The following is a 21,825-nucleotide window of genomic DNA, read 5'->3' as shown; positions in this document are numbered from 1 at the left end:
GGTCCCCGCGTCCGGAAGAGAGGCCGAACCATGTCCAATCCCACCCGTGTTCTCCACTATGCCTTCTGCTGCGCGATGATGGTCTTCCTTGTGGGGCCGATCCTGGCGGTCGTCCCGATTTCCTTCAGCTCCGCCGGCTTCCTGTCCTACCCGATCCCCGGCCTGTCGCTGCAATGGTACGAGAAGGTGATGGCGGCGTCCGGCCCCTGGCTGCCGGCGCTGCGCAACAGCCTGATCGTCGGCACCGGCGCCATGGCGCTGGCCACGCTGCTCGGCACGCTGGCGGCGCTGGGGCTGGCGCGCAACGACCTGCCGGGGCGGTCCTTCCTGCTCGGCCTGCTGATCGCGCCGATGGTGGTGCCGGTGGTGATCAGCGGCGTCGCCATGTATTTCCTGTTCGCGCGGATCGGCCTCACCGCGTCCTATCTCGGGCTGATCCTGGCGCATGCGGCACTGGGCGCGCCCTTCGTCGTCATCACGGTGACGGCGACCCTGCGCAACTTCGACACCACCCTGGTGCGGGCGGCCTACAGCCTGGGCGCCTCGCCGGTGCGGGTCTTCCTGACCGTGACGCTGCCGCTGATACTGCCGGGCGTGCTGTCCGGCGGCCTGTTCGCCTTCATCTTTTCCTTCGACGAGGTGGTGGTGGCGCTGTTCATCGGCGGGCCGGAGCAGCGGACCCTGCCGCGCCAGATGTTCGACGGCATCCGCGACACCATCGACCCGTCCATCCTGGCGATGTCGACCCTGCTGGTCGGCGTCACCATCGTCTTCATGGTCCTCCTCGCCCGGCTGGGGCGGGGGACCGGTTCAAAGCCTGGGAGCAACGCATGATCATCGTAACCGGCGGCACGCACGGCATCGGCCGCGCCTGTGTGGAGCGCCTGACCGGCGAGGGGCAGGCCGTCCTCTTCACTGGCCGGGATGAGGCGGCCGGCGCCGAACTCGCCCGCCGCTGCCCGGGCGCCGTCTTCCAGCGGGGAGACGTCGCCTCGCCCGACGACTGTGCCCTTGCGGTCGGGCGCGCGATGGACCTTGGCGATGGCCGTATCGACGGGCTGGTCAACAATGCCGGCATGTCGCGCCGCGTCGCCTTCGCCGAGGCGCAGGTGGAGGATTGGGACCAGGTGATGGCGGTGAACGCCCGCAGCGCCTTCCTGTACACCCGCCTTGCCCTGCCGGGACTGCGGGCGGCGCGCGGCGCTGTGGTGAACGTCGCCTCCGTCGCCGGCAAGATCGGGGAGGAGGGGTTGGCGATCTACTGCGCGTCGAAGGCGGCGGTGATCGGCATGACCCAGGCGCTGGCGCTGGAGTTCGGCGACGAGGTCCGCTTCAACGCCGTCTGCCCGGGCCAGATCGACACCCGCATGATGCAGGGGATCAAGACGCAGGAGATCAGGCGCCGCCGTCTGGAGCAGCGCATTCCCGCCGGCCGTTTCGGCGCGCCGGAGGAAGTCGCCGACGCGGTCGCCTGGCTGCTGTCGGAGCGGTCGAGCTATGTCAACGGCACCGTCCTGACCATCGACGGCGGCGAGACCGCCGGGATGCGCACCCCGCGCGGTCTGGACGAGGAGTGAGAAAAGGACTGCGCCCTGGCGCCGGTCAGGCCGGCGTCAGGGACTGGCCGACCTTTTCGAGATAGGGGATCAGGCTCTCGCCGCCGCGGATGATGTCGCGTTCGATGGCGGCCCGCGCGGCGGGGCCGTCATGGGCGCGGAGTGCGGCGATCAAGGCCAGATGCTCGTCGGCGCCGGCATAATCGTCGTGTTCGACCTCGTTGTAGAACACGTTCAGGATTGGTCCCATCGACACCCACAGGCTCTCGATCTGGCCGACCAGCATCTCCATTCCCGACAACCTATAGACCGCGAAGTGGAAGTCGCGGTTGTGCTGAAGTGCCGCCTTGACGTCGCGCGCGCGCTCCGCCGCGTCGAACCGGGCATGCGCCTCGGTCAGGCGGGCGATATCCTCCGCCGTGGCATGGGTAGCACCGAGTTCCGCCGCCAGACCTTCCAACGCGATGCGGATGGTGCGGATTTCCAGATAGCGCGACAGGCTGAGCCCCGGCACGCAGACGAAGCGGCCCGATCTCAGTTCCAGCCCCTGTTCGCTGACCAGCCGCAGGCAGGCCTCACGCACCGGCGTTATGCTGGTGCCCAGCTCGTCCGCCAGATCCTGCATGACCAGCCGCTGGCCGGGTTTGAAGCTCCCGGCGATCAGCGCTTCGCGCACCGCCACATAGGACCGCGCCGACAGGTTTCCCGGTTCGATCGGCTGCATTCGCACGACATCATCTCCTCACACACGGACGGACGGCAGGGGCTGCGCCTTGGGCTACGCCGCGGCGTAGCCTCCTGCCGTCCTATAAGCTATAACACAGAAAGTCAGGCGCCGACCCGCATCGCCGGACGCAGCGCATGCAGCGTCTCCGCGATGGCGTCCAGCGTGCGGTCGATCAGCGCCTCGTCATGGGCGGTCGACAGGTAGAGGCGCTTCAGCGGCAGGGGCTGGAAGATGAACCGCTGCTTCACCAGCCGCCGGCGGAAGGCGAGGTCGGTGGCGTTGTCGTTGCGCAGCAGATCCTCGTACCGCTCGAAGGCTCCCTGGAAGAAATAGAGCAGCCAGACTGAGCCGTAGCCCGCCGGCTGCGCCGGAATCCCCAGCCGCTCCACGATGGCCGACAGTCCCGTCCGCATGCGGTCGCCGAGCGCGAACAGCCGCTCGTAGGTGCCCGGCCGCTCCAGCTCGCGGATGGTCGCCAAGAGGGCCGCCAGCGAGGGCGGCGTGCCGTTGAAGGTGCCGCCCATGAAGACCGCGCCTTCGCCGGTCCGCCCCAGCCGTTCCATCAGGTCGGCGCGTCCGGCCAGGATCCCGACCGGATGGCCGGACGCCACCGCCTTGCCGAAGGTGGCGAGGTCGGGTGTCACCCCGACGATGGACTGGTAGCCGCCGAGCGCGTGGCGGAAGCCGGTGATGACCTCGTCGAAGATCAGCACGGTGCCGTGGTCGGCGGTCAGCCGGCGCAGGTCGCGCAGGAAGGCATCATGGGCGATCACCGATCCCATGTTGTGGCCGATCGGCTCGACGATCACCGCGGCGACCTCGCCCGGATGGGCGGACAGGTAATCCTCCACCGCCTGGGCGTCGTTGTAGGACAGGACCATTGTGTGCCGGGCGGCGTCGAGCAGGATGCCGTCGCACACCGGGTCGTATTGGCCGATGCGGTCGGCGGGCGACTGCACGTTCATGGCGACATAGTCGTGCCAGCCGTGATAGCCGCCCTGGAACTTGATGACGGTCCGCCGCCCGGTGGCTGCGCGGGCCAGCCGTAGCGCGTGGTAGGTCGCCTCCGACCCGCTGCTGCAGAAGGCCACCTGATCGGCGCAGGGGATCAGGCGGACCAGCGTTTCCGCCGCCTCGATCTCCAGATCCAGCGCCGCGGCACCGATCAGGTCGATGCGTTCGGACACTGCCGTCACGCGGTCGCGCACGGCGGCGGCGCAGTGTCCCAGCATGTTGGCGCCGAAGCCGCAGTGATAATCGACATGCTCGTTGCCATCGGCATCGTACAGGTATGGGCCAGCGGCGCGCACGAAGACATAGGGGTGCGCCAGCTGGCGGCTGGGGCTGAGCAGCCCGCCGGGCATGACGGCCCGCGCCCGCGCGGTCAGCGCGGCGTTGTCGTTTTCGATTGGCATGATTGGTCCTCGTCGGGGCTGCCGGGACGGGCGGCGGATCGGCCCGTCCCGGCTGGCGGTGTCAGGCCAGGATGTCGCGGACGACCGTCTCGATGCCGGCGGCGTCGAGCTGGTAGTGGCGGTAGAGATGGGTCGGCGGGGCGATCAGGCTGTATTCGTCGCGGATGCCGTGGCGGATCAGCAGCGCCTTGGTGCCGGCCTCCGCCATCACCTCCGCCACCGCACCGCCGAGCCCGCCGAGGATGTTGTGCTCCTCCACCGTCAGGATGATGCGGGAGCGTTCAGCCGCCGTCAGCACGGCGTCGCGGTCAAGCGGCTTGATCGTGTGCATATCGATCAGCCCGACCGACAGGCCGGACGCCCGCAGCGCCCGCACCGCTTCAAGGCAGGGGTGGACCATGGTGCCGCAGGCGATGATGGTCAGGTCGGTGCCCGTCTCGTGCTCGATGGCTTTGCCGAACCGGAAATCGGGCAGGTCGTCATAGACGTTCGGTTCCTGCCCGCGGCCGATGCGGAAATAGATCGGCTCCGGGTGGTCGGCCGATGCCTTGATCGCGGCGGCCAGCTGCGGCCCGTCGGCCGGATTGACCACGGTCAGCCCGGCGATGGAGCGCATGATCGCCAGATCCTCGGTCGCATGGTGCGAGGTGCCGTAGAAGCCGAGAGCGATACCGGCATGGTGCCCGATCAGCCGCACCGGCAGGGCGGAATAGGCGACGTCCATGCGGATCTGCTCGCAGCACAAAAGCCCGAGGAAGGAGGCAAAGGTCGCCACGAAGGGCATCACGCCGGTGGTGGCGATGCCGGCCGCCGCCGACACCATGTTCTGCTCCGAGATGCCGAACTGGATGAAGCGGTCGGGATGGCGGGCGGCGAAGCGGGCGAGGCCATTGGAATATTGCAGGTCGGCGGTCCCGGCCATCACCGGGTGGCCGTCCGCCACCAGCGCCGACAGCGCGTCCGACAGATAGGACAGTCCGGGGGCGCGGGAGTTGAGCTGCCGGTACTGCCAGCTGCCGGGATTGACCGGTCCGGTGAGAGTGTCGGCGGCTGTCATCGGGCGTCTCCCTGGAAACGGGTGCGGGCGGCGGCCTGCCCCATGATCTCGGCGATGGCGGCGGCCTCGTCCTCCGGAGCCAGATATCCCAGGTGCCAGCCGGCCTCCCGCTCCATGTAGCCGACGCCCTTGCCCTTCAGCGTCCTGGCGATGATGCAGGCGGGCGTCTCACGCGCCTCGTCCTGCTTCAGCCGGCGGAACAGGGTGGCGAGGGCGGCGACGTCGTGGCCGTCCACCTCATGCACCTCCCAGCCGAAGGCGCGCCATTTGTCGGCCAGCGGCTCGATTCCCATCACTTCGTCCACCTGGCCGTCGAGTTGGTAGCCGTTGCGGTCGACGATGGCGATCAGGTTGCCGGCCCTCTGGTGGGCGGCGGCCATTGCCGCTTCCCACACCTGCCCCTCCTGCATCTCGCCGTCACCGAGCATGACATAGACGTCGAAGCGCTGGCCAAGCATCCGGCCGCCCATCACCATGCCGAGACCCGCGGACAGCGCGTGACCGATGGAGCCGGAGCTGAAATCCACCCCCGGCACCTTGGTCATGTCCGGGTGGTCACCCAGCGGGTTGCCAAGCCGGGTGTAGCCGTCCAGCAGTTCCTTCGGGAAGAAGCCCCAGTCGGCCAGCAGCGGGTAAAGCCCGACCGCGGCATGGCCCTTGCCCATCAGGAACCGGTCACGGTCCGGCCAGCGCGGTTCCCCGTGCCGCAGGCGCATGGCGTCGTAATAGAGCGTCGCGAACAGCTCCGCGCAGGAGAAGGTCGAGGAATAGTGGCCGACCTTGGCGATGGCGATCAGCCGGATCGTCTCCAGCCGAACGTGACGGGCGCGTTCCTCCAGATGGGCGACGGTTTCGGGGGTCAGGATTTCGGGCGTCAGGGGGCGGCCGGCGCCCATGGGGTCGGGCGCCGGTCCGGCAATGGCGGTCGTTGGCATGGTCATCCTGTCAGCGGATCGGCGCTGGATCGTAGGCGATGGGGTCCAAGGGCGCGCCGAATTGCCCTCGACAACTTATAACTTATAAGATACAAGTTGGGAATGGCAAGTGCGACGTTGCTGCTCCTTCCGACCCAGTCCCCAGCCAAGTCCGCGGTTGGAACGCCGTCAGCGCTCTCCTCACCCAATTCCCGCAATCAGGAAGAGCCGATCCCATGACCAACGCCCTTCGTGCCTTGGACATCGACCTGCATCTGCATTCGCAAACCAATGCCCGCGCCCACGAGGACCGTGGCCCGCTCACCCTGGTGCGGGGGGACGGCGTCCATGTCATGGACGAATCCGGCCGCCGCTATATCGAGGGGATGGCTGGGCTGTGGTGTGCGTCTCTCGGCTTCGACGAGGCGCGGCTGGCCGAGGTCGCCGCCCGCCAGATGCGGACGCTGGCGACCTACCACACCTTCAACCACCGCACGAACGACGCCTGCGTGGCGCTGGCCGAGGCGATTTCGGCCATCTCGCCGATCAAGGGCGGCAAGATCTTCTTCGCCAATTCCGGGTCGGAAGCCAACGACACCATGGTGAAGCTGGCTTGGTACTACAACGCCGCGCGCGGACGGCCGGAGAAGCGCAAGATCATCAGCCGCACCGGTGCCTTCCACGGCAGCACGGTGATGGGTGCGGCACTCAGCGGCCTGCCGCACATGCACCGCGCCTTCAACCTGCCGGACCAGGGCGTGGTCTTCACCGCCTGCCCCAACCATGCCCGCCATGCGGAACTGGGCGAAAGCAGGGAAGATTACGCGACGCGGCTGGCGGCCGAACTTGAGGCGCTGATCGAGGCGGAAGGCGCCGACAGCATCGCGGCGATGATCGCCGAACCGGTGATGGGGGCGGGCGGGGTGATCCTGCCGCCGGAAACCTATTTTCCTGAAATCCAGGCGGTGCTGGCCCGTTATGACATCCTGCTGCTGGCCGACGAGGTAATCTGCGGGTTCGGCCGTACCGGCAACTGGTTCGGCAGCCAGACCTTCGGCTTCCTGCCGGACATGATGTCGATGGCGAAGGGACTGTCGTCGGGCGCCATCCCCATCGCCGCGGTGGCGCTGAGCGACCGCATCTATCAGACGGTCGCCGACCAGAGCGCGGAGATCGGCGTCTTCGGCCACGGCTTCACCTATTCCGGCCATCCGGTGTCGGCGGCGGTCGCGACCGAGGCGATCCGCATCTATCACGAGATCGACGTGGTCGGCCGGGCCCGCCGGCTGGGCGCCCATCTGCGCGCCGCATTGGACGAGGGGCTGGCCGGGCACCCGCTGGTCGGTGAGATCCGCAGCGTCGGTCTGTTGGCCGGCATTGGCCTGACCGCCGACCCGGCGACCGGCCGCGAGTTCGATCCCGCGCTGCGGGTCGGCGCCCAGGTCGAGCGGCGCTGCCTCGCCCACGGCGCGATCATCCGCAACATGGGCGACAACATCGCGCTCTGCCCGCCCTACGTCATCGAACCCGCTCAGATCGACGCGCTGGTGGAGCGGCTGCGCGCCGCGCTGGACGACGTTGCCGACACGCTGTCCCGTGACAGCCTCGCCGCCTGAGGGATGCGCCATGCCATATTTCGACCTGATCGACCAAGCCGGCCTGATCCGCGATGGCGAACTCAGCGCCGCCGAGCTGCTCGACGCCACCATCGCGCGCATCGAGGCGGTGAACCCGGTGCTGAACGCGGTGATCCTGCCGCTCTACGACCAAGCGCGCGCCGCGCTGGAGACGGGGGAGGCGTCGTCCGGCCCCTTTGCCGGCGTGCCATTCCTGATCAAGGATCTCTACTGCCACGTCAGTGGCACGCCAACCACCGGCGCTTCCCGCCTGCTGGCCGGTGCTGTCGTCGACCATGACAGCGAGTTGATGGCGCGCTACCGTCGCGCCGGCCTGCTGACGGTCGGCAAAACCAACCTGTGCGAGTTCGGCACGCTCGGCACGACGGAGCCGGTGCTGTTCGGCCCGACCCGCAACCCGTGGGACCCGAGACGCTCCAGCGGCGGGTCGAGCGGCGGTGCCGCGGCTGCGGTCGCGGGCGGCATGGTGCCGGCGGCCCATGGCGGCGACGGCGCTGGCTCCATCCGCATTCCTGCGTCCTGCTGCGGGTTGTTCGGGCTGAAGCCGACGCGGGGACGCATCACCATGGGGCCGGACCTGGGCGACAGCCTGGGTGGCATCGTCAACGAACATGTGGTGACGATGACCGTGCGCGACAGCGCGGCCCTGCTCGACGCCACCCAGGGGCCGATGGCTGGCGATCCCTACAGCGCGGCGCCGCCAGCGGACAGCTTCCTGTCGCAGGTCGGCCGCGAGCCCCGACGCCTGCGCATCGCCGTCACCGACCAGTCGCTGCTGGGCACCGACGTCGATCCGGATTGCGTGGCGGCGGTGCGCGACACCGCGCGTCTCTGTGCCGAGCTCGGTCATGACGTGGAGATCGCCGCCCCGGTCTTCGACGCCGAGCAATATCAATCCACCTATCGCCGTTTCTGGTCGATGACAGCCACGCGCAGCCTGTGGAGCATCGGCCGTGCCACCAACCGCTCCCCCGCCGCGCTGGCGGAAGAGGTCGAGCCTTTCAACCGATATCTGTTCGAGCGTGGCAGCCGCATCCTGGCGGCGGATTACGTGACGGATCTCGGCTGGTTCCACGGCTTCTCCCGCATCCTCGGGCATTTCCTGGAACGCTACGATGTGTGGCTGACGCCGACGCTGGGTTCTCCGCCGCCGAAGCTCGGCCATTTCGATGCCGGACTGCATGGTGGGGAGGCGGCGATGGACCGCTTCATGCAGTTCCTGGCCTTCACCACCTTCGCCAACATGGCCGGCCTGCCGGCGATGAGCGTTCCGCTGTCCTGGAATGCCGAGGGGCTGCCGGTCGGTTCCCAGTTCACCGGCCGAGCAGGTGACGAGGCGACGTTGTTCCGTCTCGCCGGCCAACTGGAACGCACCCGCCCCTGGCGGGACCGTCGCCCGCCCGTCCACGCCGCCTGATCCTGGAGGGTAAGATCATGGAAAGCCAAGGATTTGTGGAGTTCTCCGGCGTCCAGAAAAGCTATGACGGGCGCACTCTGGTAATCGAGGGGCTGGACCTGTCGATTCCGAAGGGGGAGTTCCTGACGATGTTGGGGCCGTCCGGTTCCGGCAAGACCACCAGCCTGATGATGCTGGCGGGGTTCGAGGCGCCGTCGCGCGGCGAAATTCGTGTGGCCGGCAAGCCGATCCAGAATGTGCCGCCGCACCGCCGCAACATCGGCATGGTGTTCCAGAACTACGCGCTGTTCCCCCACATGACCATCGCCGAGAATCTGGCCTATCCGCTGAAGGTGCGGCGGATGGGGCGGGCGGAGACGGAGCAGCGGGTGGCCCGCGCGCTCGACATGGTGCAGATGGGGGCGCTGGCGCAGCGCCGTCCGTCCCAGCTTTCGGGCGGGCAGCAGCAGCGGGTGGCGCTGGCGCGGGCGCTGGTGTTCGAACCGGATCTGGTGCTGATGGACGAGCCGCTGGGCGCGCTGGACAAGAATCTGCGGGAACACATGCAGTTCGAGATCAAGCATCTGCATGAGCGTCTCGGCGTGACCATGGTCTATGTCACGCATGATCAGGCGGAGGCGCTGACCATGTCCGACCGCATCGCCGTCTTCAACCGCGGCCGGGTGGAGCAGCTGGCGACGCCGGCGGAACTGTATGAGGAGCCGGCCACCGTTTTCGTCGCCGGCTTCATCGGCGAGAACAACCGGCTGTCCGGCGTGCTGGTCGACCGGCAGGGCGACAGTGGGACCGTCAAGCTGGAGAGCGGTTCGGTGGTGCAGGCCCGTGTTGCCGCCGGACTGGAGGCCGGGGCCTCTGTCACCGTGTCGCTGCGGCCCGAGCGGGTCCGGCTGGCGCCGGCTGGTGAGGCCGGAGGGGAGGGTCTTTTCGCCCATGTTGCCGAACTGATCTATCTGGGCGACCACATTCGCGTGCACTTGGCGGACGGTCCGGCCGCCGGGCTGGTCGCGAAAATTCCCAACAACGCCGACCACCAGCATGTGCGCCCGGGCGGCCGTTATCAGATGGAATGGGGACCGGCCGACGCCATCGCGCTGCCGGTCGGTCCCTAAGCGGATCGAGATCTGGCCAGCGGGGGAGGCGCCGTGGCGCCTCCGCACCGTCGGTTGGGTTTGCCGGCATTAGCGGCGGGCATCGAGGCTGAAACGGCCGGCACCGAAGGCGACAATCTGCAACAGGCCGCCGGCGATGGAGATAGGTGTTGTCAACTTGACCAACCAAGGGCGCAATAAGGACGAGCAGCCACGCTGCTGGGTCTTTGGTCAGCTAACCTGGGCGAGGCCGGTCACCTCGCGCCAGCCGGCGAGCGCGCGAGCGCGGGCGGCGCGGTACTCGGAAGCAGAGATCAGGTGGCGGCGCAGTTGGAAGTGATTGTAGATCCGGCTGTGGATGGAGAGAAATTGCTGGGCCTGCCGGGAGGATTTGAACCGCTTCATGTGCCGCTCGCGCCGTCTGGTCGGCTGGTGCGAGACTTCGCAGCGATTGTTCAGGTATCGGCATTGCCGATGCTCGCTGCCGAGCTTCATCTCCCTCTTCGCTGCCGCGTAGGATTTCAGCTTGTCCGTGATGATGACCCGCGGCGCATAGCGCAGTCCTTTCAGCAATTCGCGGAAGAAGCGCTCGGCCGCCTTCGTGTTGCGCCGGGTCTGGACCAGGATGTCCAGCACCACTCTTTTCTGGTCAACGGCGCGCCAGAGATAGTGCTGTTTGCCGCGGATGTGGATGAAGACCTCATCCAGGAACCATTTGTCGCCCGGCTTGGAGCGGCGGCGCTTGAGGGTGTTGGCGAAGTCGCGCCCGAACCGGAGACCCCATTCCCGGATGGTCTCGTAACTGACCTCGATACCGCGCGCCGCCAGCATCAGCTCGACCTCCCGCAGGCTCAAGCTGAAGCAGTGGTACAGCCACACCGCTTCGCTGATGATCTCGGCCGGAAAGCGGAAACCGCGATAGGGATTGAACGCCGTGCCCATGCTCGCCAACCTGCCACGCCCGAGCGGCTCACGCCAACCTGACAACACCCTTGTGCGCCCCCGTCCATTGCGCGGCGGGATCCGAGCGCGAGACAAACTTGGGCTTCACCTCGCTAGCGGCACCCGAGCCGGCCTCGTCCAGCGTATCGAGATATTCTCGGACCGAGCGCCGGGTCGCCGCCATCGCCTCCCAGTCGACCTCCTCCGATCCCGCCGCCGAGCGCTGACTGTTGGCGTCCGCGCAGATCAGGCTGGCATCGACTGATCTTGCCCTGGTTCCCCTGGTTCGGTGGACACGGGTTCACTGGACCGGAGCAAGATTATCTTCACCATGCCTGTTCGTAGAGATCCAAGGCATCCTCGTAGCGGACATCGCGCAGATTGTTGACCAATAGCCTTTGCACCTTCATGGCGTCGGCGGCTAGCATCGGCAGAACGTCACGCCGAATGCCAACCTGTTCCAGCCGCTGCTCCATCGGCATGGCGGCGACGAGATCGCGCATGGCGTCGATGAAGGCCGCTGCCGCCCCGGCCGGCGTGGCGAAGGAGCGGCCGGGCAGGACCGCCGGGGCGAGTTCGGCATAAAGACCCTCCGCGGCCGGTCGATTGAATTCCAGCACCGGCCCGAGCATCAGCGCATTGCTCAGTCCGTGCGGCACGTGGAAATGGCCCCCCAGCGGATAGGCCAGGGCGTGGACCGCCCCGACGGGCGCGTTGGCGAAGGCGATGCCAGCGAGCAGCGAGCCTTGGAGCATCACCGCGCGGGCGGCGACGTCGCGCCCGTCCGCGATGACGGCGCGGATGTTGCCACCCAGCAGGCCCAGCGCCCGCAGCGCGAGGCTGTCGGACAGCGGGTTCTTCTTGTGGCGGGTGGTGTAGGCCTCTATGGCGTGGACCATCGCGTCGATGCCGGTCATCGCGGTGACCCGCGGCGGCAGCCCCAGCGTCAGATTGGCGTCGAGCACCGCCAGGTCGGGATAGAGCAGACTGGAAACCACCCCCTTCTTCTCGCTGGCCGGCGTGGTGACGATGGCGATCGGCGTCACCTCCGATCCCGTGCCGGCGGTGGTCGGTACCTGGATCAGCGGCAGGCGCGGCCCCTTGGCGAGGCCGATGCCGTAGATGTCCGGCAGCTCCTGCGACGTGCCGGCCAGCAGGGCGACCAGCTTGGCGGTGTCGAGCGAGCTGCCGCCGCCGAAGCCGATCACCCCGTCGGCCCCGGCGTCGCGTGCCGCCCGCACCGCCAGCGCGACCGACTCTTCCGGCGGGTCGGCCAGCACGTCGGAAAACAGGGCGCAGGCCGTGCCGGCGGCCTTGAAGCCGGCCTCGACCGGCTCCAGCAACCCGGCCGCCACCAGACCAGGGTCGGTGACGATCAGCGCGCGGCGGATGCCCAGTTCCTTGGTCATCCCGCCCAAACGGGCCGCCCCCCCCACCTCGCACACCAGCTTCGGCGTGGTTTCGAACACGAAGTCCATCATGTCTCGGTCCTCACCGGATTGGGGGTCAGTCGGTTTCGGCCGGCGTGACCAGCCGCCCGAGCACCATGCGGAGTTTCTCCGGCAGCGCCGCCGGGCGGCGCGTCTCGCGATCGACATAGACATGCACGAAATGCCCGCAGGCCGCCGGGGTGGGGTCGTCGTTGCGGAAAAGCCCGACCTCGTAGCGGACGCTGCTGGTGCCCAGCCGCGCCACGCGAAGCCCGGCCTCGACCCGGTCGGGGAAGCTGACCGGTGCGTAATAGCTGCAGCCGGTGTCTACTACCAGTCCGATCACCGGGCTGCTTTCGATGTCGAGCGCGCCGTTCTCGATCAGGTACTGGTTCACCACCGTGTCGAAGTAGCTGTAATAGACCACATTGTTGACGTGGCCGTAGGCGTCGTTGTCCATCCACCGGGTCGGGACGATCTGGAAGTGGGGGTAGGAGGCGCGGGTGTCGTGCTTGCGGTCCATTTGGGTTCCTCCCTGTATCGGGCTGTGCTTTGGAGATTCAGGCGACTTCGAACAGGCCGGCGGCGCCCATGCCGCCACCGACGCACATGGTGACGACGACATGGCGCACACCCCGGCGCTTTCCCTCGATCAGGGCGTGGCCGACCAGACGGGCGCCCGACATTCCATAAGGATGGCCGATGGCGATGGCCCCGCCATTGACGTTCAGTCGCTCGTCGGGGATAGCGAGCCGGTCGCGGCAGTGGATCACCTGCGCGGCGAAGGCCTCGTTCAGCTCCCACAGCCCGATGTCGTCGACGGTCAGTCCATGCCGCTTCAGCAGCTTTGGCACCGCGAAGACCGGGCCGATCCCCATTTCGTCCGGGTCGCAGCCGGCGACCGCGATGCCCCGGTAGGTACCGAGCGCCTGCAAACCCCGCCGTTCGGCCTCCGCTGACTCCATCAGCACGCAGGCCGACGCCCCGTCCGACAGTTGCGAGGCGTTGCCGGCGGTGACGAAGCGTCCTTCCCGGATCTGCTGGCCGTCGCGGAACACCGGCTTCAGCGCCGACAGCCCGGCCAGCGTGGTGTCCGGCCGGTTGCTCTCGTCACGGTCCAGCGTGACCGTATGACGGGTGGTCTCGCCGGTCGCCTTGTCGAAACGGGTCATGGTGGTGGTGAGCGGCACGATCTCCGCGTCGAAGCGCCCGGCATCCTGCGCCTTGGCGGTGCGGGCCTGGGAGCGGGCGGCGTAGGCGTCCTGCGCCTCGCGCGGCACGCCGTAGCGCGCCGCCACGATCTCCGCCGTCTCGATCATCGCCATGTAGACGTCGGGGCGGTGCTCGACCAGCCAGGGATCGCGCCAGCGCTCGACGTTCATACGGTCGGTCTGCACCAGCGACAGCGATTCCAGCCCGCCGCCGACCGCCACGGTCATGCCGTCGGCGACGATCTGCTTGGCGGCGATGGCGATGGCCATCAGGCCGGAGGCGCATTGCCGGTCCACCGACTGCGCCGCCACCGAGGTGGGCAGTCCGGCGCGCAGCGCGCATTGCCGGGCCATGTTCATGTGGGTGGCGCCCTGCTGTAGCGCCGCCCCCATCACCACGTCGTCGATTTCGGCGGGATCGATCCCGGCACGGGTGACGGCATGGGCGATGGCGTGCCCGCCCAGCGCCTGCGCCTGGGTGTCGTTGAAGGCGCCGCGGTAGGCCTTGCCGATGGCCGTGCGGGCGGTCGATACGATGACGGCTTCTCTCACCGGTCTTCACCTTGTTTCAGCGGGGTCTCGGCTGGCCGGCTCAGCCGGCGGCGTCCGCCGCGCGCTTCAGGATGCGGTCGACATGGCTCAGGCCGGCGTCGATCTCGTGCTGGCGGTCGAGCGAGGCGATCTCGGCGAAGCGGGCGGCCACGGCCTCCAGCGTCCGCTCGCCCTCGGGCAGGAAGACGCCGTCCGATTCGACGATGGCGAGCCGGGCATAGGTGCCGGCGCCGGCGAGGATCACCGTGCGGCTGGGCGCCCGCTCCGACACCAGGAACAGCGCCGCCGGGGTTACGAAATCCGGGTTCAGCCGGGCCAGCGCCGTCTCGTCTAGGATGTCGGAGGTCATGCGGGTCGCCGCCGTCGGGGCGACCGCGTTGACGTGGATGCCGTTGCGGATGCCCTCCAGATGCAGGACGTTCATCAGCCCGACCAGACCGGCCTTCGCGGCGCCGTAGTTCGACTGGCCGAAATTGCCGTAGACGCCGGAGGTGGAGGTCGTCATCAGGACGCGGCCATAGCCCTGCGCCCGCATGATCGGCCACACCGCATGGGTGACGTTGGCCGCCCCCATCAGATGCACGTCGACGACCGAGCGGAAATCCTCCAGCTCCATCTTGGCGAAGCTCTTGTCGCGCAGGATGCCGGCGTTGTTGATCAGCACGTCGATGCGGTCCCAAATGCCGTGGGCGCGCTCAACCATGGCGGCAACCTGCGCCGGGTCGGTGACGTTCGCGCCGTCGGCGATGGCCTCGCCGCCGCGGCTGCGGATCTCCTCGACGACGGTCTCGGCGGCATCGGAAGCGCCGCGGCCGTCGCGCCCGCCACCCAGGTCGTTGACCACGACCCTGGCGCCGCGCGCCGCCAGTTCCAGCGCATAGCGGCGCCCCAGGCCGTTCCCCGCCCCGGTGACGATGGCGACCCGCCCGTCGAAGCGGATGCCGTCAGCCCCCATACCGTCCGATTGAATGCTCATGCTGCGTTCACCTGTTCTTTCAAAAGGGTCAGGATGATCCAGTCGGCCGCCAGCGCCGGCCTGCCGCCGCCCTCGATCTCCACCGTCACCGCATAGCGCGCGGCCAGTTCCCGATCAGACCGGCGGGTGACCTCGCTCAGCACGAAGCGGGCGCGGACCCGCGCGCCGGATCGAACCGGGGCGGGGAAGCGGACGCGGTCGAAGCCGTAATTGATGACCATCGCCTCTCCGGCGATCGTCGGCAGTACGCCCTTTCCCATCGCCGTCAGCAGCGACAGCGACAGGAAGCCGTGGGCGATGGTGCTGCCGAAGGGCGTGTCGCGGCTTGCCCGCTCAGGATCGACATGGATGAACTGGTGGTCGTCGATGGCGTCGGCGAAGGCGTCGATGCGCCGCTGATCGATCTCGAACCAGCGCGACACACCGATCTCGCCGCCGACACGCCGCTCCAGATCCTCGGCGGGAATGGGTTCGTTCATTGGGCGCGTTCCCGTCCTTGTTTGGGCCATGTTCGGGTGGGCCACATGCGTGTGGCCTTCGGTTGGGTGCGCTTGCCGCAAAGTTTGCTTGCATCACGCAGGGAAAACCTACCAAGTAGTATGTGAGTGAGCCCGCTCTGTCCAGGCAGAAATGTTGCCTGTGGGATGGATTGGTCCTAGCTTCACCTGACCGGCCCCCGCCGGGGTGCCGCGAAGGGATGATGCGGGCGGAACGGATTGATCGCCGACGAAATTATCGAGTTGGAACTGGACGATGAGCAGTGAAAAGAGCCAGCTGTCACCCCGCATCGACAAGACCGGGAACATCGATATCCTGACCGCCGCCGCCGAATGCTTCATGGAGCAGGGCTATCACGCGACGAGCATCGATGACGTGGCGCGGCGTCTGGGTGCTACGAAGGGTCGCATCTACCATTACTACCGCTCGAAGACGGAGCTGTTCTTCGACGTCCATCGCGAGGGGATGCGGCGCAACTTCGAGGCCGTCACCCCGGTGATGAAGGGGCCGGAGCCAGCGGCGAAGCGCCTCAGCGCCATGTTCCGCCAGCACGCCCTGTCGATGATGGAGAATCTCGCCCTGGAGGCGGTGGTGGTGCAGGGTGTCGAGATGCACCGTTTCGGCGCTACGACGCCCGAGCAGCGCCGCACGCTGGCCGAGCTGATGACCGTGCGCAACGACTTCGAGAGCCTGTTCAAGCGGATCACCTACGAGGGGGTCGAGGACGGCTCGATCCGCACCAGCGACGTGTCGGTGGCGGTCAAGGTGGCGCTGGGCGCCATCAACTGGCTGTCGATCTGGTACCGCCCCCGCCCCGCCGAGACCCGTGACGACCGCGAGATCCTCGCCGATAAGATCGTGGATTCGATCATGCAGGGGCTGAACGCGCCAGGATGAAGGAAAACCCCTCTTCCGTCGCGGGAGAGGGGCTCGGCCACCGTTGAACGCTCACTGCATCGGGTCGCCTCTCAGACGAGCCTTTCACGCTTGAGGCGGATGCCCGCGGCCTCGCGGTCCCAGCAATCCTCGGTCAGGCCGTCGGCGCGCAACATGTGCTTCTGGAGCTTGCCGCTTGCCGTCTTGGGCAGCTCCTCCACCACGCGGACATAGCGCGGGACCATGTAGTGCGCCACCCTCGCGGCCAGGAAGCCGATCAGTTCGGCCGGGTCGATCGCGGCGCCGGGGATCGGGGCGACGACTGCCAGCACCTCATCCTCGCTGACGTCGCTGGGCACGGCGACGGTCACCGCCTCGCGCACCGCCGGATGGGCGCAGATCTCCGCCTCCAGCTCGAAGGAGGAGATGTTCTCGCCGCGGCGGCGGATGACGTCCTTCAGACGGTCGACGAAGAAGAAGCGCCCGTCCGCCTCCATGCGGAAGGCGTCACCTGTGTGGAACCAGCCATTGCGCATGGACGCCAGCGTCGCCTCCGGGTTGCGGTAATAGCCGGAGCCGAGCGCCCAGGGCCGGTGCGAGCGGATGATCAGCTCGCCGATGGTGCCCGGCGGCAGCTCGGCGTCGTTGCCGTCGACCACGCGCAGCTCGAAGCTGGGGCGCGCACGGCCGCACAGGCCCGGCACCATCCCGTCCGGTCCGGCGGTCCGCGGGCCGGCCGTCAGGGGGCTGGCGATCTCGGTCATGTTGTAGACCGTGTGGAGTTCGACGCCGAAGCGCTCGCCGAATCGGGGTGCGTCCTCGCCGAAGGGGACGATGAAGACCTTCTTGAGGGTATGGTCGCGGTCCCGCGCGTCCGGCGGCGCCTTCAGCAGGAAATTCGCCATGATGCCCAGAAGCAGGACCACCGTGCTGCCGGTATCGCGGATCGAGTCCCAGAAGTCCGGCGTCCGGAACTCCGGAACCATCGCTATGGACCCGCCCTTGCCCAGCATGCAGTAGACGTAAAGCGTGCTGCCGCAATGGAAAATCGGCCCGCAAATCATGCAGCGGTCGTCTGCTGTGATGCTGTCGAAGGCGTCCGGCCCCATCGTGTAGATCTGCACGTAGGAGGTCACGACCCCCTTGGCCGCCCCGGTGGTGCCCGACGAATACATGATCGCATGGGGGTCCCAGGGCTGGATCGGCCGGTCGAGTGGCAGGCTGAGATCGGCATCGGCCGGTGCATCTACCAGCGGCGCGACGGAGACGCCGGGCAGCGCGGGCGGGTCCGCATCCACCGTGCCGACGGTCAGGATCTTGACCAGAGGCCCGCGCTCGATCTCCGCCAGACGGCCGATCAGGGCAGCATGGGCAATGAGGATCGTGGCGCCGGCATTGTCCAGCATATGCTCCAGCGGACGCCCGCGGCTTGCGGTGTTGAGCGGCACATAGACCGCGCCGAGATAATTGATGGCGAACCACGCGGTCAGCAGATCCGGCCCGTTTGCCATCCAGCACAGCACATGGTCACCCTGGCGGACACCCTGCGCCCGCAAGGCCCCGGCGCGGCGGCGGACACGCTCCAGCGTCTCGCGGTAGCTCCAGCTTTCGCCCCGCCAGAAGGCGACGAACACCGCGTCGGGCTGCCGCGCGGCCTGCCCTTCCAGAAGATTGCGCAGCACGCACTCGTCCGCCGTGGGGATCCGCGCCCAATCATCGCCGTGCATCGCCGAAAACCCTCCCTGTTCTTTCCAATCCCTGTCCGGACCACGGGCCTCGCGCCCGTGTTGGCGACTGTCGTTCATATGTTTGCACCACCAATCAAAAGATTGCAACATACTCAGTAGAATGTTAGGGAGTTGACGCCAGCAAGAACGGCACGCCGCGCTGGCGGAGCCTGGTGGGGAGGAAAAAGCGGAATGAGCCTTGTTTCGATCGAGCATGCGGACGGGGTGGCGCTTGTCCGCTACGACCGGGGCGGGCGGGCCAACGCCCTGAACGCGGCAGCGATGGAGAGGCTGACCGATGTCGCCCACCGCCTGCGCGCCGACACCAGCGTTCGGGCGGTGGTGCTGACGGGTACCGGCACGGTGTTTTCCGGCGGCATTGACCTGTCAGATCCACTGCTCTGGCCTACCGGCGCGGATGTCCTGGAGCAGCACGCCGCGGTCGAGCGCGGACGTGCCCTGTGCGACGCCTGGGCGGCGCTTCCCCAGCTCACCATCGCCGCCGTGGAGGGACCGGCGGTCGGCGGCGGCGGCGTGCTGGCGCTGGCGCTGGATCTGCGGGTCTTCGGGCGGGACGCGCATCTGCGGCTGCCGGAGGCGCGGCTCGGCTTCAACCTCGCCTGGGGCGGACTGCCGCGTCTGGTCTCGCTGGTCGGTCCGGCCCGGGCCAAGCGGCTGCTGTTCACCGACCTGCGGGTCGATCCGGCGCTGGCGCTTGATTGGGGTCTGGCCGACCTCGTCGCGGCGGATGGCGCCGCGGTCGACGAAAGCCTGCGGCTGGCGGGCGAGGCGGCGGCGGTCCCGCCGCTGGCCCTGCGCATGACCAAGCGCGCCATTGACGCCCAGGCCGACCAGACGCGGCTGGCCCATGGCGACAGCGACCAGTTCCTGCTCGGCCGCCTGCTGCGCGACGCCGCGGCGACGGCCAAAACCTGAGACCACTCTTCAAATCAATCAGAATAGGGAGGACGAACGCATGACGAAGCTCAATACCGCTCTGCTCGCGAGTATGGCAGCCTTCGCTTTCACCGGCGCACTGCCTGTCGCCTTTGCCGGCACGGCGCATGCGCAGATCTCCGACAATGTGGTGAAGATCGCCGTGCTCGACGACATGACCGGCATCTACGCCGACCTCGCCGGGCGCGGCTCGGTGGTCGCCGCGCAGATGGCGGTGGAGGATTTCGGCGGCAAGGTCAAGGGCGCGCCTGTCCAGGTCGTCTTCGCCGACCACCAGAACAAGGCCGACATCGCCGCCAGCGTCTCCCGCCAGTGGATCGACCGCGAGCAGGTCGACGTGATCGTCGATGTCGGCAACTCCGCTGCGGCGCTCGCGGTGCAGGAGGTGACGCGCGAGACCGGACGGGTTCACCTGAACTCCACCGCAGGCACCACCGAGCTAACCAACGAGAAATGCTCCCCCACCAGCGTCCACTGGACCTACGACACCTACGCGCTCGCCAACGGTGCCGGCCGCGCCCTGACCCAGCAGGGCAACAAGTCATGGTTCTTCATCACCGCCGACTACACCTTCGGCCGCAGCCTTGAAACCAACACGTCTAACGCGGTGAAGAAGGCCGGCGGCGAGGTCCTGGGCACGGTCCGGGCCCCGGTGGCGACGCCGGACTTCTCCTCCTTCCTGCTCCAGGCGCAGGCGTCGGGCGCGCAGGTGGTGGCGCTCGCCAATGCCGGCGGCGACTTCGTCAATGCGGTGAAGCAGGCCAACGAGTTCGGCCTGACCCAGGGTGGCCAGAAGATGGTCGGCATGTTGGTCTTTTTGACCGACATTGACAGTCTCGGCCTCGACGTCACCAAGGGAATGATCATCACCACCGGGTGGTACTGGGACACCGACGAGCGGACGCGGGAGTTCGCCAAGCGCTTCGGCCAGCGCTTCGAGGGCAGGATGCCGACCATGGTGCAGGCCGGCGTCTATTCAGCGGTGCTGAACTACCTGAAGGCCATCGACGCCAGCGGCACCGACAAGGGCCTGACCGTGGTCAACCAGCTGAAGACCATGCCCATTGAGGACATGTTCGCCCGCAACGGCAAGGTCCGCGCCGACGGCCGCATGGTCCACGACATGCACCTCGTCGAGGTCAATAGCCCGCAAGAGTCCAAGGGACGCTGGGACTATTACAAGATTCTCAGCACCATCCCCGGCAACGACGCCTTCCTGCCACTGTCCGAAAGCAAGTGCCCCCTCGTCAAGGGCTGACGGGCGGGACCAATGGGGATGCTCCGGTCGTCGGTTCCGCCTGGAATCGCCGGCTGGCTGCGCGGCCGACGACTGGCAAGAGGATCGCATCGCCGATGACCGACGACATCATCCTGGAAGCGCGCAACCTGACGAAGGAGTTCAAGGGGTTCGTGGCGGTGAAGGAGGTGAACCTTCAGGTTCGCCGCGGCACCATCCACGCGCTGATCGGCCCGAACGGCGCCGGCAAGAGCACGGTGTTCAACCTGCTGACCAAGTTCCTCACCCCCACGCGCGGCCAGATCCTCTACAAGGGCCGGGACATCACCCGCACCAAGCCGGCCGACATCGCGCTGATGGGGCTGGTCCGCTCCTTCCAGATCTCGGCAGTCTTCCCGCACTTGAGCGTGCTGGAGAATGTCCGCGTCGCCTTGCAGAGGCCGCTCGGCACCAGCTTCCATTTCTGGAAGTCGGAGTCGTCGCTCTACGACCTGCATGACCGGGCGCTGGAGCTGATCGAGGCGGTGAACCTCACCCCCTGGGCCGGCCACACCGCCGCCGAGCTGCCCTATGGCCGCAAGCGCGCCCTGGAGATCGCCACCACCCTGGCGCTCGACCCGGAGGTGATGCTGCTCGACGAGCCGCTGGCCGGCATGGGCCATGAGGACATCGAGGGCACGGCCGCACTGATCAAGCGGGTCGCCGCCGACCGCACCGTGCTGATGGTGGAGCACAATTTGTCGGTCGTCGCCCACCTGTCGGACACCATCACCGTTCTGCGCCGCGGCGAGATCCTGGCGGAGGGACCCTACGAGGTCGTCTCCAAGAACCCGCAGGTGATGGAAGCTTATATGGGGACCGGACATGCCTGACGGCGCGATGACCAAAACCGCCCACACCGGAACGGCGATGCTGGAGATCGCCGACCTGCACGGCTACTACGGCGAAAGCCATGTGCTGCACGGCGTCAGCCTGGAGGTGCGGCAGGGCGAGGTGGTGACGCTGCTGGGCCGCAACGGCGCCGGCAAGACCTCGACCATGCGCGCCATCATGGGGATCATGGGCAAGCGCACCGGCTCGATCCGCTTCCAGGGCACCGAGCTGATCGGCATGGCCCAGCACAGGATCCCGCGCCTTGGCATCGGCTATGTGCCGGAGGAGCGCGGCATCTTCTCAAGCCTCAGCGTCGACGAGAACCTGACGCTGCCGCCGGTGGTCAAGGACGGCGGGATGACGGTGCCGCAGATCCACGACCTGTTCCCCAACCTGAAGGGCCGCGGCTCGACGCAGGGCACGCGGCTGTCGGGCGGCGAGCAGCAGATGCTGGCGATCGCCCGCATCCTGCGCACCGGCGCCACCCTGATCCTGCTGGACGAGCCGACCGAGGGTCTGGCCCCGGTCATCATCGAGCAGATCGGCGTCGCGGTGCGGGCGCTCAAGGCCCGCGGCTTCACCATCGTGCTGGTGGAGCAGAACTTCCGCTTCGCCGCCACCATCGCCGACCGCCATTACGTGATGGAGGAGGGGCATGTGGTGGACATGATCCCCAACGACCAGCTCGACGCCAACATGGACAAGCTCCACACCTATCTCGGCGTGTGAGCGGGA

Annotated in this window: 21 protein-coding genes and 1 pseudogene; 10 read left to right on the top strand and 12 right to left on the bottom strand. The window is 67.8% G+C overall.

Annotation, left to right across the window (positions count from 1 at the left end; translation table 11 throughout):
* Positions 1-30: 30 nt before the first annotated feature.
* On the top strand, positions 31-834 hold the full coding sequence (locus ACCD06_RS22790; RefSeq protein ID WP_136702679.1) for an ABC transporter permease: 804 nt from the start codon (positions 31-33) through the stop codon (positions 832-834).
* A complete protein-coding gene (locus tag ACCD06_RS22785; protein WP_109155612.1) occupies positions 831-1,577 on the top strand; it encodes an SDR family NAD(P)-dependent oxidoreductase in 747 nt (248 codons plus the stop codon). Before ACCD06_RS22790 ends, ACCD06_RS22785 begins: the two co-directional genes overlap by 4 nt.
* 25 nt (positions 1,578-1,602) lie before the next feature.
* Here the strand turns inward: ACCD06_RS22785 and ACCD06_RS22780 are convergent, their stop codons facing one another.
* The 4 genes from ACCD06_RS22780 to ACCD06_RS22765 form a co-directional block, all read right to left on the bottom strand.
* Positions 1,603-2,280, bottom strand: coding sequence for a GntR family transcriptional regulator (locus ACCD06_RS22780; protein WP_247871112.1), 678 nt, complete (start codon positions 2,278-2,280; stop codon positions 1,603-1,605).
* A 104-nt stretch (positions 2,281-2,384) separates the two neighbouring features.
* Positions 2,385-3,698 (bottom strand): aspartate aminotransferase family protein, encoded by a 1,314-nt coding sequence (locus ACCD06_RS22775; RefSeq protein WP_413343707.1) that lies wholly within the window; start codon positions 3,696-3,698, stop codon positions 2,385-2,387.
* 61 nt (positions 3,699-3,759) lie between these two features.
* Positions 3,760-4,755, bottom strand: a complete 996-nt coding sequence (locus ACCD06_RS22770; RefSeq protein WP_109155609.1) for a transketolase family protein — start codon at positions 4,753-4,755, stop codon at positions 3,760-3,762.
* Positions 4,752-5,690 carry a transketolase gene (locus tag ACCD06_RS22765; RefSeq protein WP_413343705.1) on the bottom strand — a complete coding sequence of 313 codons (939 nt, stop codon included), beginning with the start codon at positions 5,688-5,690 and terminating at the stop codon, positions 4,752-4,754. The genes ACCD06_RS22770 and ACCD06_RS22765 overlap by 4 nt, the downstream gene beginning before the upstream one ends.
* Positions 5,691-5,905: 215 nt before the next feature.
* On the opposite strand from ACCD06_RS22765, the gene ACCD06_RS22760 reads away from it, so the two are divergent.
* The 3 genes from ACCD06_RS22760 to ACCD06_RS22750 are packed head-to-tail and all read left to right on the top strand — an operon-like array spanning position 5,906 to position 9,832.
* Positions 5,906-7,285 carry an aminotransferase gene (locus ACCD06_RS22760; RefSeq protein ID WP_413343703.1) on the top strand — a complete coding sequence of 460 codons (1,380 nt, stop codon included), beginning with the start codon at positions 5,906-5,908 and terminating at the stop codon, positions 7,283-7,285.
* A 10-nt stretch (positions 7,286-7,295) separates the two neighbouring features.
* Positions 7,296-8,723 carry an amidase gene (locus ACCD06_RS22755; protein WP_413343701.1) on the top strand — a complete coding sequence of 476 codons (1,428 nt, stop codon included), beginning with the start codon at positions 7,296-7,298 and terminating at the stop codon, positions 8,721-8,723.
* A gap of 17 nt (positions 8,724-8,740) precedes the next feature.
* Entirely contained in the window at positions 8,741-9,832 is a 1,092-nt protein-coding gene (locus ACCD06_RS22750; protein ID WP_136702683.1) for an ABC transporter ATP-binding protein, read from the top strand.
* A gap of 210 nt (positions 9,833-10,042) precedes the next feature.
* On the opposite strand, the gene ACCD06_RS22745 is transcribed toward ACCD06_RS22750, so the two are convergent.
* The 7 genes and pseudogenes from ACCD06_RS22745 to ACCD06_RS22715 all read right to left on the bottom strand — a co-directional run bounded on the left by ACCD06_RS22745 (position 10,043) and on the right by ACCD06_RS22715 (position 15,401).
* The gene (locus tag ACCD06_RS22745; protein ID WP_413343699.1) at positions 10,043-10,753 is read right to left on the bottom strand and encodes an IS6 family transposase; all 711 of its coding nucleotides are present in this window, start codon (positions 10,751-10,753) and stop codon (positions 10,043-10,045) included.
* A 46-nt stretch (positions 10,754-10,799) separates the two neighbouring features.
* A pseudogene (locus ACCD06_RS22740) lies at positions 10,800-11,018 on the bottom strand (IS5/IS1182 family transposase); the annotation flags it as partial.
* Positions 11,019-11,079: 61 nt separating this feature from the next.
* On the bottom strand, positions 11,080-12,234 hold the full coding sequence (locus ACCD06_RS22735; RefSeq protein WP_413343697.1) for an iron-containing alcohol dehydrogenase: 1,155 nt from the start codon (positions 12,232-12,234) through the stop codon (positions 11,080-11,082).
* Between the two features lie 25 nt (positions 12,235-12,259).
* Positions 12,260-12,706, bottom strand: a complete 447-nt coding sequence (locus ACCD06_RS22730) for an acyl-CoA thioesterase (protein WP_109155602.1) — start codon at positions 12,704-12,706, stop codon at positions 12,260-12,262.
* 37 nt (positions 12,707-12,743) lie between these two features.
* Positions 12,744-13,946, bottom strand: a complete 1,203-nt coding sequence (locus tag ACCD06_RS22725; RefSeq protein WP_136702687.1) for an acetyl-CoA C-acyltransferase — start codon at positions 13,944-13,946, stop codon at positions 12,744-12,746.
* Between the two features lie 40 nt (positions 13,947-13,986).
* Complete coding sequence (locus ACCD06_RS22720; RefSeq protein ID WP_247871109.1) at positions 13,987-14,922, bottom strand: SDR family NAD(P)-dependent oxidoreductase; 936 nt, start codon at positions 14,920-14,922, stop codon at positions 13,987-13,989.
* Positions 14,919-15,401 carry a MaoC family dehydratase gene (locus tag ACCD06_RS22715; RefSeq protein ID WP_413343694.1) on the bottom strand — a complete coding sequence of 161 codons (483 nt, stop codon included), beginning with the start codon at positions 15,399-15,401 and terminating at the stop codon, positions 14,919-14,921. Before ACCD06_RS22715 ends, ACCD06_RS22720 begins: the two co-directional genes overlap by 4 nt.
* 274 nt (positions 15,402-15,675) lie before the next feature.
* Between ACCD06_RS22715 and ACCD06_RS22710 the strand changes: the two genes are divergently transcribed.
* Positions 15,676-16,317, top strand: a complete 642-nt coding sequence (locus ACCD06_RS22710; protein ID WP_109155598.1) for a TetR/AcrR family transcriptional regulator — start codon at positions 15,676-15,678, stop codon at positions 16,315-16,317.
* A gap of 71 nt (positions 16,318-16,388) precedes the next feature.
* Here the strand turns inward: ACCD06_RS22710 and ACCD06_RS22705 are convergent, their stop codons facing one another.
* Positions 16,389-18,023: an AMP-binding protein gene (locus tag ACCD06_RS22705; RefSeq protein ID WP_413343692.1), complete on the bottom strand. Its 1,635-nt coding sequence runs from the start codon at positions 18,021-18,023 to the stop codon at positions 16,389-16,391.
* Between the two features lie 192 nt (positions 18,024-18,215).
* On the opposite strand from ACCD06_RS22705, the gene ACCD06_RS22700 reads away from it, so the two are divergent.
* The 4 genes from ACCD06_RS22700 to ACCD06_RS22685 all read left to right on the top strand — a co-directional run bounded on the left by ACCD06_RS22700 (position 18,216) and on the right by ACCD06_RS22685 (position 21,819).
* Positions 18,216-18,959 (top strand): enoyl-CoA hydratase/isomerase family protein, encoded by a 744-nt coding sequence (locus ACCD06_RS22700; protein WP_109155596.1) that lies wholly within the window; start codon positions 18,216-18,218, stop codon positions 18,957-18,959.
* Positions 18,960-18,999: 40 nt separating this feature from the next.
* Positions 19,000-20,238, top strand: a complete 1,239-nt coding sequence (locus ACCD06_RS22695) for an ABC transporter substrate-binding protein (protein WP_413343689.1) — start codon at positions 19,000-19,002, stop codon at positions 20,236-20,238.
* A gap of 95 nt (positions 20,239-20,333) precedes the next feature.
* Positions 20,334-21,089, top strand: coding sequence for an ABC transporter ATP-binding protein (locus tag ACCD06_RS22690; protein WP_413343687.1), 756 nt, complete (start codon positions 20,334-20,336; stop codon positions 21,087-21,089).
* Positions 21,082-21,819 carry an ABC transporter ATP-binding protein gene (locus tag ACCD06_RS22685; protein WP_085082702.1) on the top strand — a complete coding sequence of 246 codons (738 nt, stop codon included), beginning with the start codon at positions 21,082-21,084 and terminating at the stop codon, positions 21,817-21,819. The genes ACCD06_RS22690 and ACCD06_RS22685 overlap by 8 nt, the downstream gene beginning before the upstream one ends.
* The last annotated feature ends 6 nt before the right edge of the window (positions 21,820-21,825 follow it).

The sequence above is a fragment of the Azospirillum sp. CT11-132 genome (assembly GCF_047302835.1).
Lineage (GTDB): Bacteria > Pseudomonadota > Alphaproteobacteria > Azospirillales > Azospirillaceae > Azospirillum.
Note: the sequence above shows the minus strand (reverse complement) of the source record. Positions and strands in the feature narration are given on the sequence as shown.